Source organism: Pseudoxanthomonas winnipegensis (assembly GCF_004283755.1).
In the GTDB taxonomy this organism is placed as follows: Bacteria; Pseudomonadota; Gammaproteobacteria; order Xanthomonadales; family Xanthomonadaceae; genus Pseudoxanthomonas_A; species Pseudoxanthomonas_A winnipegensis.
Genome location: NZ_SHMH01000008.1, coordinates 158,432 through 173,471, shown reverse-complemented (window position 1 = coordinate 173,471; position 15,040 = coordinate 158,432). Strand labels below are relative to the sequence as shown.

The 15,040-nt window shown below is 67.1% G+C and carries 12 protein-coding genes; 6 read left to right on the top strand and 6 right to left on the bottom strand.

Annotation, left to right across the window (positions count from 1 at the left end):
* Positions 1–16: 16 nt before the first annotated feature.
* The 3 genes from EAT51_RS16120 to pilG form a co-directional block, all read right to left on the bottom strand.
* Positions 17–2,050, bottom strand: coding sequence for a methyl-accepting chemotaxis protein (locus tag EAT51_RS16120; protein WP_130519273.1), 2,034 nt, complete (start codon positions 2,048–2,050; stop codon positions 17–19).
* A 76-nt stretch (positions 2,051–2,126) separates the two neighbouring features.
* Entirely contained in the window at positions 2,127–2,657 is a 531-nt protein-coding gene (locus EAT51_RS16115) for a chemotaxis protein CheW (RefSeq protein WP_130519341.1), read from the bottom strand.
* 348 nt (positions 2,658–3,005) lie between these two features.
* A complete protein-coding gene (gene pilG / locus EAT51_RS16105; RefSeq protein ID WP_130561830.1) occupies positions 3,006–3,407 on the bottom strand; it encodes a twitching motility response regulator PilG in 402 nt (133 codons plus the stop codon).
* Between the two features lie 196 nt (positions 3,408–3,603).
* On the opposite strand from pilG, the gene gshB reads away from it, so the two are divergent.
* The gene (gene gshB / locus EAT51_RS16100) at positions 3,604–4,554 is read left to right on the top strand and encodes a glutathione synthase (RefSeq protein ID WP_130523588.1); all 951 of its coding nucleotides are present in this window, start codon (positions 3,604–3,606) and stop codon (positions 4,552–4,554) included.
* An 8-nt stretch (positions 4,555–4,562) separates the two neighbouring features.
* On the top strand, positions 4,563–5,438 hold the full coding sequence (locus tag EAT51_RS16095; protein ID WP_130519280.1) for an energy transducer TonB: 876 nt from the start codon (positions 4,563–4,565) through the stop codon (positions 5,436–5,438).
* A 287-nt stretch (positions 5,439–5,725) separates the two neighbouring features.
* On the opposite strand, the gene tsaB is transcribed toward EAT51_RS16095, so the two are convergent.
* The 3 genes from tsaB to sucC all read right to left on the bottom strand — a co-directional run bounded on the left by tsaB (position 5,726) and on the right by sucC (position 8,914).
* The gene (tsaB, locus tag EAT51_RS16090) at positions 5,726–6,445 is read right to left on the bottom strand and encodes a tRNA (adenosine(37)-N6)-threonylcarbamoyltransferase complex dimerization subunit type 1 TsaB (protein ID WP_130561829.1); all 720 of its coding nucleotides are present in this window, start codon (positions 6,443–6,445) and stop codon (positions 5,726–5,728) included.
* Between the two features lie 400 nt (positions 6,446–6,845).
* The gene (gene sucD, locus EAT51_RS16085; RefSeq protein WP_130519284.1) at positions 6,846–7,721 is read right to left on the bottom strand and encodes a succinate--CoA ligase subunit alpha; all 876 of its coding nucleotides are present in this window, start codon (positions 7,719–7,721) and stop codon (positions 6,846–6,848) included.
* 23 nt (positions 7,722–7,744) lie between these two features.
* Positions 7,745–8,914 carry an ADP-forming succinate--CoA ligase subunit beta gene (gene sucC / locus EAT51_RS16080; protein WP_130519285.1) on the bottom strand — a complete coding sequence of 390 codons (1,170 nt, stop codon included), beginning with the start codon at positions 8,912–8,914 and terminating at the stop codon, positions 7,745–7,747.
* Positions 8,915–9,102: 188 nt separating this feature from the next.
* Between sucC and EAT51_RS16075 the strand changes: the two genes are divergently transcribed.
* From EAT51_RS16075 to pilB, 4 genes are all read left to right on the top strand, one after another.
* Positions 9,103–10,731, top strand: a complete 1,629-nt coding sequence (locus EAT51_RS16075; protein ID WP_130561828.1) for a sensor histidine kinase — start codon at positions 9,103–9,105, stop codon at positions 10,729–10,731.
* A gap of 91 nt (positions 10,732–10,822) precedes the next feature.
* On the top strand, positions 10,823–12,286 hold the full coding sequence (locus tag EAT51_RS16070) for a sigma-54-dependent transcriptional regulator (RefSeq protein ID WP_130561827.1): 1,464 nt from the start codon (positions 10,823–10,825) through the stop codon (positions 12,284–12,286).
* Between the two features lie 351 nt (positions 12,287–12,637).
* On the top strand, positions 12,638–13,084 hold the full coding sequence (locus EAT51_RS16065) for a pilin (RefSeq protein ID WP_130561826.1): 447 nt from the start codon (positions 12,638–12,640) through the stop codon (positions 13,082–13,084).
* Between the two features lie 208 nt (positions 13,085–13,292).
* Positions 13,293–15,017 (top strand): type IV-A pilus assembly ATPase PilB, encoded by a 1,725-nt coding sequence (gene pilB / locus EAT51_RS16060; protein WP_130561825.1) that lies wholly within the window; start codon positions 13,293–13,295, stop codon positions 15,015–15,017.
* Positions 15,018–15,040: the final 23 nt, after the last annotated feature.

Sequence of the window (15,040 nt, the reverse complement as noted above, 5' to 3'; positions counted from 1 at the left end):
CATGCGTTCAATGTCCTCAGCCCGGCAGCTTGAAGTCGGCCACGGAGCGACGCAAATCCGATGCCAGCTGGGTCAGGTGTCCGATCGATTCGGCGGTCTGCCCGGCGCCCTGCGAGGTCTGCAGGGTGATGCGGCGGATCACGCCCATGGTCTGGGTGATGTCCAGGGCCGCGGTGGACTGCTGCTGGGCGGCGGCGGAGATGTTCTTGATCAGCTCGTTCAAGTCGCTGGACACCCGCTCGATCTCGCCCAGCGCCGTGCCTGCGTCCTCCGCCAGGCGCGCGCCGGAGACCACTTCGGAGGTGGTCTGCTCCATCGAGCTGACCGCCTCGTTGGTGTCGGCCTGGATCGCCTGGACCAGCGATTCGATGCGCTTGGTCGCGCCCGAGGTGCGTTCGGCCAGGCGCTGCACTTCGTCGGCCACCACCGCGAACCCGCGCCCGGCCTCGCCGGCCGAGGCCGCCTGCACCGCCGCGTTGAGCGCGAGGATGTTGGTCTGTTCGGAAATGTCGTTGATCAGTTCCACCACCGAGCCGATCTCCTGCGAGGACTCGCCCAGGCGCTTGATGCGCTTGGAAGTCTCCTGGATCTGGTCGCGGATCTGGTCCATGCCGCGGATGGTCTCGCGCACCACGCCCGCGCCCTCGGTGGCGATCAGCACCGAGCGCTGCGCCACCTCGGCCGAGTCGGTGGAGTTGCGCGAGACCTCCTCGATGCTGACCGCGATCTCGTTGATGCGGTCCGAGGCGGTGGTGATCTGCTCGGCCTGATGGTTGGCCGCCTCGGCCAGCTGCAGCGCGGTGGCCTGGGTCTCCTGGGTCGAGGCGGCCACCTGCACCGAGGTGTCGTTGATCGTGGTCACCAGGTGACGCAGTTCGTCCACCGCGTAGTTGATCGCGTCGGCGATCGCCCCGGTCATGTCCTCGGTGACCGAGGCCTTGACCGTCAGGTCGCCCTCGCCCAGCGAGGAGATTTCGTCGAGCAGGCGCATGATCGCCTGCTGGTTGCGGCTGTTGTATTCGACCTGGGTCTGGTAGCGGATTTCCTGCTCGCGCTGGCGCCCGGCGTAGAGGCTGTAGAGCAGCGCGATCAGCGAGAGCACCAGGATGGCGCCGCCGACGATGGTGTACCAAAGGTTGGGGAACACGCGCGTATCGCGCACCGAGCCGAAGGCGGAGAACGCGTCGAACAGCTTCTTGCTGTCCTCCAGCATCTTGCCCGAGCCCTCGGTGATCGCACCGGAGGCCGACTGCGCGGCGAACAGGCTGCGCGCACTGCCCAGGATCGCGTCCAGGTCGCGCTTCATGCCGGTCCACAGCGTCTGCGACTGCTCCAGCGCCTGCACCGCCGCCGGCACGCGCAGCGGGGCGATGCCCAGCTCCTCGTTGCCGTTGCGCAGGCCTTCGATCACCTGGCCGAACAGCAGCGCATCGCGCGCCAGCGCGTCGCCGGCCATGGTCGCGGTGCTGCCGCCGGCGCGCATCTCGGTGACGTTGCGGGCCATGCGGCCGGCCACCACGACCTGCTGCAGCGCGCTGTAGACCTGCGAGGACGGTGCGCCGCTGGCGGACATGGCGCGCACTACCTCGTTGAGCTGCGCCTGCAGCTGCGGCACCTGCGCGCCGAAGCGGTTGGCGTTGCCGGCCAGCGCCAGCACGGCCGGCTCGGCGTTGACGATCTGGCCGGCGCTGGCGTCCAGCGGCTTCCAGGTGGTCAGCAGCTGCTGCAGCGCGCCCTGCACGCCCGGCTCCTGGCCAAAGCGCTCCTGCAAGCCACTCAGCGTCTTGTTGATCTGGCCGCGGGTGGCCTTGAACGCGGCGTAGGCCGGGGCGTTGCCGCCGACGGCCTCGTTGGCCTGGTTGGCCAGCTGCTGGGACAGCACCTGCAGATCGGCCGCGCCGGTGGCGGCGCCTGACAAACGGCTGCCCTGATAGGTCGACATGGCCGTATTGGCCGTCACCACCAGGAAGGACAGCACCAGCAGGATCGCCCAGAACGTGGTCCCCATGCCGCCCAGCCTGGCCTTGGGCGTTTCCGCGGCAGTACTCATTGCTTGATCCCCGAAAAGAACATCAGTGAATGCACGCGCGCCGCCACCCCAGCGGCGCTGCGTCTCCGGCGCCGCGCTATTGCGCGGCCTGCCGGAACTCCGGCGTTCGCGCCAGCAGCGATAGCGCGAACACCCCCCAATCCTGGCCGTCGCTGGAAAACGCCTGCGAGACGAAATGTCCGAAGCGGCCATCGGCCAGCGCCCCAGGCGCGGTGACCTGGTCGCGGCCGAAGCTGCGCTGCCCGTACAGTTCGTCGATGGTCAGCGCCACATCGCCACCGGCCTGGCGCATCACCAGCACCCGCTGCCCCTCGTGCAGCACGGTCCGCTCGCCCTGGAGGAACTGCTTCAGGTCGATCACCGGGAACAGGTTGCCGCGCAGATTGCCCACGCCCAGCATCCACGGCTGCGCGCCGGGCACCGGCGTCACCGGCGGGATCGGCACGATCTCCACCACCTCATCGAAACTGGACACCAGCCGGCGCGACCCGATCCGGTAGGCGACCCCGCGCCACTGATCCTCCTCGGCGCGCGCCTGCGGCAGGGCCACCGCGTGGGCCAGGCTGCGGCGCTCGTAGTCGGCCAGGATGTCGAAAGGCGTGCGGATCATGCCGACACCTGCGACGAGGCGAGGCCGGAGGCGTGGGCGGCGGGGCGATGGGAAACGGCGTCCATGGCGTTCCCTAGAGCGTGCTATGCACATTGAGATGAGTGCGAAGCGACCTGGGGCGTGTCGAGACAAGGCGTGCGCTGCCGCCCAGGCTGGCCGCCTGGGCAAAGCGCGCAACGCAGTATCGGCGCGCGCCAGGTCGCTTCCCTCCGGGTTGGCCGTCAGCGGCACGGAGCCGGCGCCGCGCGGCTTGCCTTGGCAGCCAGCCAAGGCCGCACCGCGCGACACCACCTCCGCACCGCTGACAGCCAACGCATCTCATCTCAATGTGCATAGCACGCTCTATCAGGCGGCGACGTGGGTGCGGATGGCCTCGAGCAGCTCCTCCCGCGTGAACGGTTTGGTGAGGTACTGCTCGGACCCGACGATGCGCCCGCGCGCCTTGTCGAACAGGCCGTCCTTGGAGGACAGCATGATCACCGGCGTGCGCTTGAAGACCTGGTTGTTCTTGATCAGCGCGCAGGTCTGGTAGCCGTCCAGGCGCGGCATCATGATGTCCACGAAGATGATCTGCGGCTGCTGGTCGGCGATCTTGGCCAACGCCTCGAAGCCGTCGGTGGCGGTCACCACCTCGCAGCCCTCGCGCTTGAGCAGGGTCTCGGCCGTGCGCCGGATGGTTTTCGAATCGTCGATCACCATCACCCGCAGGCCGTCCAATCCACCGGCCTGGCTATCGTTGTCTGTCATGGCGGAGCATTCCCCTGGCGCGCGACGCTTCATCGGCGGCATCGCTGCGAAGCGCCTTATATCCCACCCGTCCACGCGGCCTGTCAAGACGGCGCAGCCGGTGGCGCGCGCTCTGTGACGCCCATTGCAGAACCGTGGGGCGCGGCCGGCGCCTGTTACCATCAAGACCCTGTCGCACCCCCTTCCTGTACGCCTCATGCCTCTCGACGTCATCGTGGTGATGGACCCCATCGGGTCGATCAAGATCGCCAAGGACACCACCTTCGCCATGTTGCTCGAGGCCCAGCGGCGCGGCCACCGGCTGCATTACGTCATTCCGGGCGGGCTGTCGCTGCGCGGCGGTGCGGCCCTGGCGCGCACCGCGCCGCTGACCGTGGCCGACGACAAGGCCGGCTGGTTCACCCTGGGGGCCGAGACCGAGACCGTGTTCGGCCCGGGCCAGGTCGTGCTGATGCGCAAGGACCCGCCGGTCGATCCGGAATACGTCTACGACACGCAGGTGCTGGAGATCGCCCAGCGCGCCGGCGCGCTGGTGGTCAACAACCCGCAGGGCCTGCGCGACTACAACGAGAAGCTGGCCGCGCTGCTGTTCCCGCAGTGCTGCCCGCCCACGCGCGTCAGCCGCAGCGCCGCCGAGCTCAAGGCCTTCGTCCACGAGCACGGTCAGGCGGTGCTCAAGCCGCTGGACGGCATGGGCGGGCGCTCGATCTTCCGCACCGGCACCGGCGATCCCAACCTTAACGTGATCCTGGAAACGCTGACCGACGGCGGCCGCAAACTGGCGCTCGCGCAGAAGTTCATCCCGGACATCAGCGCCGGCGACAAGCGCGTGCTGCTGGTCGACGGCGAGGTGATCGACTACTGCCTGGCGCGCATCCCGCAGGGCGATGAGTTCCGCGGCAACCTGGCCGCCGGCGGCCGCGGCGAGGGCCGCCCGATCAGCGAGCGCGACCGCTGGATCGCCAGCCAGGTCGGCCCGGCGATGAAGGCGCATGGCATGCTGTTCGTCGGCCTGGACGTGATCGGCGACTACCTGACCGAGGTCAACGTCACCAGCCCGACCTGCGTACGCGAGCTGGACGCCCAGTTCGGCCTGAACATCGCCGGCCAGCTGTTCGACGCGATCGAGCGCAAGCTCGCGGCCTGATCCGCGCCATGTCGTCCGCCGCGCTGCCCGCGCCCCCGCTCGACGAGAACGCCCGACTCGGCGCCACCCTGGCGCTGTCGGTGCTGATCCACGGCATCGTGCTGCTCGGGCTGGGCTTCGCGCTGGACGACAACGCGCCGGTGGTGCCGACCCTGGACGTGATCCTCAGCCAGACCAGCACGCCGCTGACGCCCAAGCAGGCCGACTTCCTGGCGGCCGCCAGCCAGCAGGGCGGCGGCGATGCGCAGAAGTCGCGGCGGCCGCGCGAAAGCCAGGCCGGCGTGGTGCCGCAGGCCGAGGCCGGCGTCTCGCCGGTGCCGCTGCGCGCGCAGGCGCCCGACGCCGCCCCACCGCCGCAGACCCGGGTCGTCACCACCGCCGATTCGGACATCATCGTCCCGCCGCAGGAAGCGCATCCGCGTCCGGACCGGCCGGACCTGCCGCCGGGCGAGCAGAAGATCGAGCACGACATGGAAATGGCGCGCCTGGCCGCCGAAATCCATCTGCGCTCGGACCTGTACGCCAAGCGGCCCAAGCGCAAGTTCGTCTCGGCCAGCACCCAGGAGTACGCCTGGGCCAACTATCTGCGCGCCTGGGTCGACCGCGCCGAGCGCGTGGGCAACCTCAACTATCCCGACGAGGCGCGCCGCAAGCGCCTGTCCGGGCAGGTGGTGATCTCGGTGGCGGTGCGCCGCAACGGCACGGTCGAACAGAGCCGGATCATCCAGTCCAGCGGCGTGCCGCTGCTGGATTCGGCCGCCCTGCGCGTGGTCGCGCTGGCCGCGCCCTTCCCGCCTCTGCCCGACACCGACGAGCACGTGGACATCCTGCACGTCACCCGGACTTGGGTGTTCCTGCCGGCGGGTGAGCTGCGCGATCAGTAGGTCCGCGCAAAACACGGGCGGCAGAGCGGACAGATGAGAGCCGGTGGGCGGTGCCGACGGATCCGCCTCGCCACCGTTGACCACCCCCTGTAGAGCGGAGCTTGCTCCGCTGCGCTTGTGCCGGATCGTTGGCAAAGCCTCAGCGGAGCAAGCTCCGCTCTACGAGGCCACGAGTAATGTGAAGATACAGGCGCCCCCCCAGGCACGCTGCGCATCGCATCGTGTGAGCTGCCCTGGCGGCGATCAGGCTTTCCCGAAGAAGCCGCTTCGCACAAGGCCCCACATATTCATCCTCCTGTCTTCGCCGCCTTCGCCGCGCGCAGCGCCTGCTGTTCCTCCAGCGTCAGCGCCACGTTGTTGCGCAAGTAGGCCGGTTCGACGGATTCGGGAGACGGGCGCTCACCGCGCGCCCAGGCCTGCAGCGCCAGGGTGGCCACGTCGGCGGCATGCGGCAGCGCGCCTGCGTCCACGGCGATGAGTTGGTCCTGCAGCCGCGCGGCAAGGGCGCCGTCGACCGCGGCGAATCCGGTGCCCACGGCCTGCCACCCGCCTTCACCATCGGCCAGCGCGACCGCCTCGGGCGCGCCCACCGTCTCGGCATCCAGCGCCTCCAGCACCTCGCCCTGGCGGCGATAGCAGGCGGAATACACCTCACCCATGCGCGCGTCGATCGCGGCCATCACGCGGGTGGCCTCGGCAGGGGCGCGCAGCGCCAGGGCCTGCAGCGTCGACACGGACAGCAGCGGCCGGTCCAGTGCCAGCGCCAGGCCCTGGCCCAGCGCGATCGCCAGGCGCACGCCAGTAAACGCGCCGGGCCCGCGTCCCACCGCGATCGCATCGAGCTGAGACTTGGCCACGCCCGCCTGGTCCAGCAGCGCCTGCGCCCACGGCAGCGCCAGTTCGGCATGGCGACGCGGCGCGAGCTCAAAGCGCTCGATCACCTGACCATCGACGGACAGGGCAACCGAACAGGCTTCGGTGGAGGTTTCAAAGGCGAGCAGGCGCATGCGGCGGATCGGGAGCGAAGAAACAGTGCGCCATTCTGCGCCCTCGCACCGGCGCGGCCAAACGCGCCAAGGTTGCCTGTGCTCACAGGCCTCCCCGTCGCTGCCATGCACACGAGCACAGCTTGCGACTGCTGGGGAAAGTGCTCATTACCGTCGTTCCCGCGACAGCGGGAACCCAGCGACTTACGCGCGCAGGAGCCAGAGGCACTGGGTTCCCGCTTTCGCGGGAAAGACGATAGAAGGTTCGTCGACGGCGCTTGGCCTTCTGCAGCGAAAGCCGAAGCGAAACGCTGACCTCGCGCTTCACTTCGAGCCGCCGTCGGCCGCGCGAAGGCGCCAAAAGCAAAACGGGCCGCCCGAAGGCGACCCGTCGTGTGCAACAAGCAGCTGGCGGCGCTGCTTACTTGACCAGCGCAGCGATCGCGGCACCCAGATCGCCCGGCGAGCGGACAGTCTTGACGCCCGCGGCTTCCATCGCCGCGAACTTGCCTTCGGCCGTGCCCTTGCCGCCCGAGGCGATCGCACCGGCATGGCCCATGCGCTTGCCCGCCGGGGCCGAGGCGCCGGCGATGAAACCGACGACCGGCTTCTTGACGTGCTTGGCGATGTACTCGGCGCCGGCTTCCTCGGCGTCGCCGCCGATCTCGCCGACCATGATGATGCCTTCGGTCTGCGGGTCTTCGTTGAACAGCTTGAGGCAGTCGACGAAGTTCAGGCCGTTGATCGGGTCGCCGCCGATGCCGATGCAGGTGCTCTGGCCCAGGCCGACCTCGGTGGTCTGCTTGACCGCTTCATAGGTCAGCGTGCCCGAACGCGAGACGATGCCGATCTTGCCCGGCTTGTGGATGTGGCCCGGCATGATGCCGATCTTGCACTCGCCCGGAGTGATGACGCCCGGGCAGTTCGGCCCGATCAGCACGGTGTCCGGATGGGCGCGGGTGAGCACGTTCTTGACGCGCAGCATGTCCAGCACCGGGATGCCCTCGGTGATGCACACGATGACCTTGATGCCGGCCGCGGCCGCTTCCAGGATGGCGTCGGCCGCGAACGGCGGCGGCACGTAGATGACCGAGGCGTCGGCGCCGGTGGCCTGCACCGCATCGGCCACGGTGTTGAACACCGGCAGCTCGAGGTGGGTGGTGCCGCCCTTGCCGGGGGTCACGCCGCCGACCACCTGGGTGCCGTAATCGAGCATCTGGGTGGCGTGGAAGGTGCCCTGCTGGCCGGTGAAGCCCTGCACGATCACCTTGGTGTTCTTGTTGATAAGGACAGACATTGGATTTCCTTCGGTGTCGTGGATCAGGCGGCGTTCTTGACGGCTTCAACGACCTTCTTGGCGCCGTCGTTGATGTTGTCGGCCGGGATGATGGCCATGCCGCTGTCGCGCAGCAGCTGCTTGCCTTCCTCCACGTTGGTGCCTTCCAGGCGCACGACCACCGGCACCTTGACGCCCACTTCCTTGACCGCGGCGATGATGCCCTCGGCGATCATGTCGCAGCGCACGATGCCGCCAAAGATGTTGACGAAGATGCCCTGCACCTTGTCCGAGGACAGGATGAGCTTGAAGGCCTCGATCACGCGCTGCTTGTTGGCACCGCCGCCCACGTCCAGGAAGTTGGCCGGCTCGCCGCCGTTGAGCTTGATCACGTCCATGGTGGCCATGGCCAGGCCGGCGCCGTTGACCATGCAGCCGATATTGCCGTCCATGGTCACGTAGTTGATGTCCAGCTCCGAGGCGATCACCTCGGTCGGATCTTCCTGGGTCTTGTCGCGCATGGCGACCAGATCCTTGTGACGGAAGTTGGCGTTGTCGTCGCTGTTGAACTTGCCGTCCAGCGCGTACAGGTTGCCATCGTCCAGGATCGCCAGCGGGTTGATCTCGACCAGCGCCAGGTCCTTGTCGTTGAAGATGCGGTACAGGTTGACCATGATGCTGGCCAGCTGGCCGGCCTGCTTGGCGGTCAGGCCCAGCTTGAAGCCGATGTCGCGGCCGTGGTAGCCCTGCACGCCCTCGACGAAGTCAACGTTGAGCGTATGGATCTTGTCCGGGGTCTCGGCGGCGACCTGCTCGATCTCCATGCCGCCCTCGGAAGAGGCGATGTAGGTGATGGTCTTGGTGCCACGGTCGACCAGAACCGACAGGTACAGCTCCTTGACGATCTCGCCGGCGGTGGTCACCAGCACCAGGCCGATCGGCAGCTCGACGCCGGCGGTCTGGTAGGTCGCCATCTTGGTGCCGAGCATCTTGGCCGCGGCCGCCTTCACATCGTCGGTCGTCTTGCAGAACTTGACGCCACCCGCCTTGCCGCGGCCACCGGCGTGGATCTGGGCCTTGACCATCCAAGGGCCCTGCCCCAGCGACTTGGCCACTTCAACCGCTTCGTCCGGGGTCGCAGCGACCTTGCCGGCCGGGACCGGGATGCCGTATTCGGCAAGCAGTTGTTTTGCCTGGTATTCGTGGAAATTCATGCGTCACCGTATAGATAAGGTCAGTACGCATCGCGCGCGTCGGCGCGCCCTCCTCAAGACGGGGGCAGCCTGGGCGCCGATGGGCCGCACATTGTCGCCCATGGCGCTGTTGCGACGCAAAAGCGGCGGTTTTGGCGCCGGGCTCCTATACTCGGGTTCGTTCCATCCAGTGGAAGGATTCGTCCAACTTGAGTAACGGGCCCGCCAAGACGCCGACCCTGCCACTGGCCTCGGTTCCGCGGCGCGAGCTGTATTCGCTGGCCCTGTACCGGGTCCTGGAGGCCGGCATTCTGGCCGGCATCCTGTTCAGCCCGCTCTCGGACATCCTGGGCGGGGACGACATCCAGTCGCCCTTGCTGGTCACCTGTCTCACCGTGTTCTACCTAGTGTTCTCGGCGGCGATGCTGATCTTCGGCCGCAACGAGAAGCACCTGCTGCCGATCGTGACGATCGGCGTCGGCGTCGACATCGCCGTGGCCTGCGTGGTGACCTCCGCCCTGCCCCCGTCCGCACAGGGCGTGGCCATGCTGCTGCTGTTCAACGTGGCCGCCGCCTGCGCCCTGCTGCCGCTACGCTGGGGCATCGGCGTGGCCGTGGCCGCGACGGCCGCGCACTTTGGTCAGTACCTGGTGGCCGCTTTCGCGCTGAACGCACCCCCGCGGCCTGTGGCCGAGGTCGTGATGTTCTGCATCAGCTACCTGGCCGTGGGCCTGCTGTCGGTGCAGGTCGGCCTGCGCGCGCGGCGCAGCCAACAGTTGGCGGACGAACGGGGGGCCGAGGTCGCCAACCTGGTGGAGGTCAACGAGCTGATCATCCGCCGCATGCGCACCGGCGTGCTGGTGGTCGATGGCGGCGGGCGCATCCGCCTGTCCAACGAGGCGGCGACCGCCCTGCTCGGCGCAGTCGCGGAAGTGCCCGAGGCCAGTGAGGGCAACCTGCTGCAGAACGTGTCGCCGGAGCTGGCCCGGCGCATGCAGCGCTGGCGCAACGGCTGGCAGCAGGACGAGACACCGCTGGCGCTCTCGCCCGACCAGCCGGACATCCAGCCGCGCTTCGCCCGCCTGCTGGCCGGCAGCGACCTCTCGCTGGTGTTCCTGGACGACGCCACGGTGGTCTCGCGCCGGGCCGAATCGCTGACCCTGGCCGCGCTGGGACGCTTCTCGGCCAGCCTGGCCCACGAGATCCGCAATCCCCTGGCCGCCATCAACTACGCCGTGCAGCTGCTGGAAGAGTCGCGCGAGTTCAACGCCAGCGATCGCCATCTGCTGGGCATCATCCATCAGCAGTGCCAGCGCACCAACGGCATCGTCGAAAGCGTGCTCGGCCTGGCCCGGCGCGAGCGCGCCATTCCCGAGCACACCGACCTCAACCTCTTCACCCGCCAGTTCGTCGACGAGTACCAGCAGTCGATGTCGATCGAGACCGACAGCCTGGAAGCGGTTACCGGCAGGCATCAGGTCACCGCCCTGGTCGATCCGCGCCACCTGCACCAGGTCTGCACGGTGCTGGTCCACAACGCCTTCAACTACGGCCGCCTGCCAGGCGAGCCGGCGCGCGTGCGCCTGCGCGTGTTCCAGCTCGACAAGCGTGCCATGATCGACGTGCTTGATCGTGGACCCGGCATTCCGCCCTCGGTCGCGGCGCAGCTGTTCCGGCCGTTCTTCACCACCTCCGAGCACGGCACCGGGCTGGGCCTGTACATCGCCCAGGAGCTGTGCCGGGCCAACCAGGCGACGCTGGACTATGTCTCGGTGCCCGGAGGCGGCAGCTGTTTCCGCATCGCCATGCCCGGGCCCAACGCCCTGCTGACGAACTGACGCGTGAGGGGTTGGGCCGATATCCGCGGCGCGCCTCTCGCTCGCCGGCCCGTTCAGCCGGTAGACTGGCGGCGAACCACGCGAGACCACGATGAGCGACCCCCGAAGCGCCCTGATCGTCGATGACGAACGCGATATCCGCGAACTGCTGACCCTCACCCTGGGCCGCATGGGCATCCGCATCGACACCGCTGCCAACCTGGGCGAGGCGCGCGCGCTGCTGGCCCGCAATGCCTACGACCTGTGCTTCACCGACATGCGACTGCCCGACGGCAACGGCATCGAGCTGGTGGGCGAGATCTCGCGGCAGTTCCCCAAGACGCCGGTGGCGATGATCACTGCATTCGGCAATGTCGAGCTGGCGGTGGAGGCGCTCAAGGCGGGTGCCTTCGATTTCGTCAGCAAGCCGGTGGACATCAACGTCCTGCGCGGCCTGGTCAAGCACGCGCTTGAACTCAACAACGTCGAGCGCCCCTCGCCGGCGCCCGCGCCTGCCCAGCACGCGATGCGCCTGCTGGGCGAGTCGTCGGCGATGCGCGAGCTGCGCGACACCATCGCCAAGGTCGCCCGCAGCCAGGCGCCGGTCTACATCCTCGGCGAATCGGGCGTGGGCAAGGAGCTGGTGGCCCGCACGATTCATGAGCAGGGCGCGCGCTCGTCGGGTCCCTTCGTGCCGGTCAATTGCGGCGCGATCCCGGCCGAGCTGATGGAAAGCGAGTTCTTCGGCCACAAGAAAGGCAGCTTTACCGGCGCACACGCCGACAAGCAGGGCCTGTTCCAGGCGGCCAGCGGCGGCACCCTGTTCCTGGACGAGGTGGCCGAACTCCCGCTGCCCATGCAGGTCAAGCTGCTGCGCGCCATCCAGGAGAAGGCCGTTCGCCCGGTCGGCGCCTCGGGCGAGATCCAGGTCGACGTGCGCATTCTGTCGGCCACCCACAAGGACCTGGGCGAACTGGCCCACGACGGCCGCTTCCGCCACGACCTGTACTACCGCATCAACGTCATCGAACTGCGCGTGCCGCCGCTGCGCGAACGCACCGGCGACCTGCCGCAGCTGACCGGCGCCATCCTTAACCGGCTGGCAGGCAGCCAGGGACGCCCGGCCCCGCGCCTGACCCCAGCCGCGGCGGATGCGCTGTCGCAGTACGCCTTCCCTGGCAACGTCCGTGAGCTGGAGAACATCCTAGAGCGCGCCATGGCCATGGCCGACGAGGACGCCATCGACGCCAGCGATCTGCGCCTGCCGCAGGGTGAGCGCCGATCTGCCGCGGCGCAGCCTCCCCCACAGTCCCCGCCGCCCCAGGACTACGACCCGTTCCGCTCCGCACCCACTCCCCAGTTCGGCCAAGGCCTGCCGTCGCAATCCGGCGCCTCGTCCGCGCCAACGGCCAATGAAGCCGAAGGCCCGCTCCCCTCCTACATCGAACAGATGGAGCGCGCCGCCATTCACAAGGCCCTGGAGGACAACCGCTGGAACAAGACCAAGGCTGCGGCCCAGCTCGGCATCACCTTCCGCGCCCTGCGCTACAAGCTCAAGAAGCTCGGCATCGAATGAGCCCGAGGCCACGCACTGATAGGCAACCCAGAAGTGAGACTTGGTGTGCGACTTGAACTGAGACTTCGCTCAGCTTCTCCCTACAAATCTTTCCCCAGCGACCAACAGCTGACGAGATGCGTCACTTTTTGACGCAGCAAGGCAGAAGCGGATCGATAGCTCATCGCGCAACTGCCTAAACGCGGGTGAGTTGCCCACCGATAGGCCTTGAGGCGATGACGATGTTGGCACGCTTCGTGCTGAGTACCTCCCGCACGTGGGTATCCACGGCGCCCACGGTCCGCGACATCCCAGGGACACGGGGAGACAGTGTCCCTCAACCAGTTCCACCACCCTTCGAAGGAATTGCTCATGAAGAAGAACATGCAGGGCGGCTTCACCCTCATCGAACTGATGATCGTGGTCGCCATCATCGCCATCCTGGCCGCCATCGCGCTGCCGGCGTATCAAGATTACGTTGTGCGGTCGCGCGTTTCAGAAGCTATGGTGCTAGCAGATGGCCTGAAGGTCACTGTCGCCGAGAATGCCGCCCAAGGCGCGGCGGATCTTGGCACCGGCGCAACCTTGACCACCGCGGCTGATAAGTCCCCCAACGTGACCTCCACTGCGATTGCCGCAGCCACAGGCGTGATCACTGTTACAACGACCGCCAAGGCCGGCAATGGTACTGTTGTTCTGACGCCGACCGCCGGCGGGGCCGCTCTTGCTGCCAACACTCCGCCGAACGGCACGATCGTCTGGACCTGCACAGGCACGATCAAGCAGAAGTACCTGCCCAGCAGCTGTAAGGGCGCATGATTCAGCTTAACTAACTTGTTTAAGAGAGCCTCCAAGAGATTGGAGGCTTTTTTTTAGGCGCCAATCCACGTCTGGGCCAGAGCCTGTGGAATTTTCCCTAACCAGCGCGGTCGATCCAGGTCGATCCGATAGTCTTGAGTGAACATCTCTCAGCTAGACGCGAAACGCGCTAATCTGTCGTCAAACAGAAGAGAAAGAATCATTGCGCATGAACGCAATTGCATCTCCTAACCTTGTCGGCATTACTGGAATCGCCCGCCGCCTCGTGATGGATGGCGCGCTTGAAGAAGGCGCCGCTCGCACCGCGATGGCCGAAGCATCTCATGCCAAGATTCCATTGGCGCAGTGGATACAAGAGATGAAGCTTGTAAGCCCTGCCCAGCTTGCTGCTGCCAACGCCATCGAGTTTGGCATTCCTTTGATTGATGCGTCAGCGTTCGACCCTGCTCAAAACGCTCTGAAATTGGTCAGCGAGGAACTGCTGCAAAAGCACCAAATCCTGCCCATGTTCAAGCGTGGCAACAAGCTGTACGTCGGGGTCTCCGACCCGACGCGCATGCAAGGTCTCGACGAAATTAAGTTCCATACGAACCTTGCTGTGGAGCCGATTCTGGTCGCTGATGACCAGCTTAGAAGGACGCTGGAAACATGGAGTAATGCCTCCGACTCGCTCGCCGGGATGGGTGGCGACGACGAGGATTTCGGCAGCCTGGACACGGCGGCAGGCGACGAGGAGAGCGGCGACACAGGCATCGACGCCAAGGGTGAGGATACGCCAGTCGTTAAGTTCGTCAACAAAATGCTGGTCGATGCCATCCGCAAGGGGGCTTCTGACATTCATTTTGAGCCATACGAGACCGACTACCGTGTGCGCTTACGCATCGACGGCATCCTCAAGACCGTCGCGCGGGCCCCGCAGAAGCTCAACCAGCGCATCGCCGCGCGCCTGAAGGTCATGTCGCAGCTGGACATCGCCGAAAAGCGCGTTCCGCAAGACGGCCGCATCAAGCTCAACCTATCCAAGACCCGCCAGATCGACTTCCGTGTCAGCACCCTGCCGACGCTGTTCGGCGAGAAGATCGTGCTGCGTATCCTGGATGGCAGCGCCGCCAAGCTGGGCATCGACAAGCTGGGCTACGAGGAGGACCAGCAGAAGCTGTTCCTGGATGCCATCCACAAGCCCTACGGCATGGTGCTGGTGACCGGCCCGACCGGCTCCGGCAAAACCGTGTCGCTGTATACGGCGCTGGGCATCCTCAACGACGACACGCGCAACATCTCCACGGCCGAGGACCCGGTCGAAATCCGCCTGCCCGGCGTCAACCAGGTCCAGCAGAACAACAAGCGCGGCATGACCTTCGCCGCGGCGCTGCGCTCGTTCCTGCGCCAGGACCCGGACATCATCATGGTCGGCGAAATCCGCGACCTGGAGACGGCCGAGATCGCCGTCAAGGCCGCCCAGACCGGCCACATGGTGCTCTCGACCCTGCACACCAACGATGCACCGCAGACCATCGCGCGCCTGATGAACATGGGCATCGCGCCCTACAACATCACCAGTTCGGTGACCCTGGTCATCGCGCAGCGCCTGGCGCGCCGCCTGTGCCCACGCTGCAAGCGATCCGCCACGATCCCGGCCAAGGCGCTGCTGGCCGAGGGGTTCAGCCAAGCAGAGCTGGACGAGGGGTTTACCGTCTTCGAGGCGGTGGGTTGCGACGAGTGCACTGAAGGCTACAAAGGACGCGTGGGCATCTACCAGGTCATGCCGATGACCGATGAGATCGCCACGATCATCCTGGAGGGCGGTGGCGCCATTCAGATCGCCGAGGCCGCGCAGCGTTCGGGCATCCGTGACCTGCGCCAGTCGGCCCTATGGAAGGTCAAGCAGGGGCTGACCAGCCTGGCCGAGATCAACCGGGTCACCAAGGACTGAGCAAAGTCCGTCCAAAAAGGACG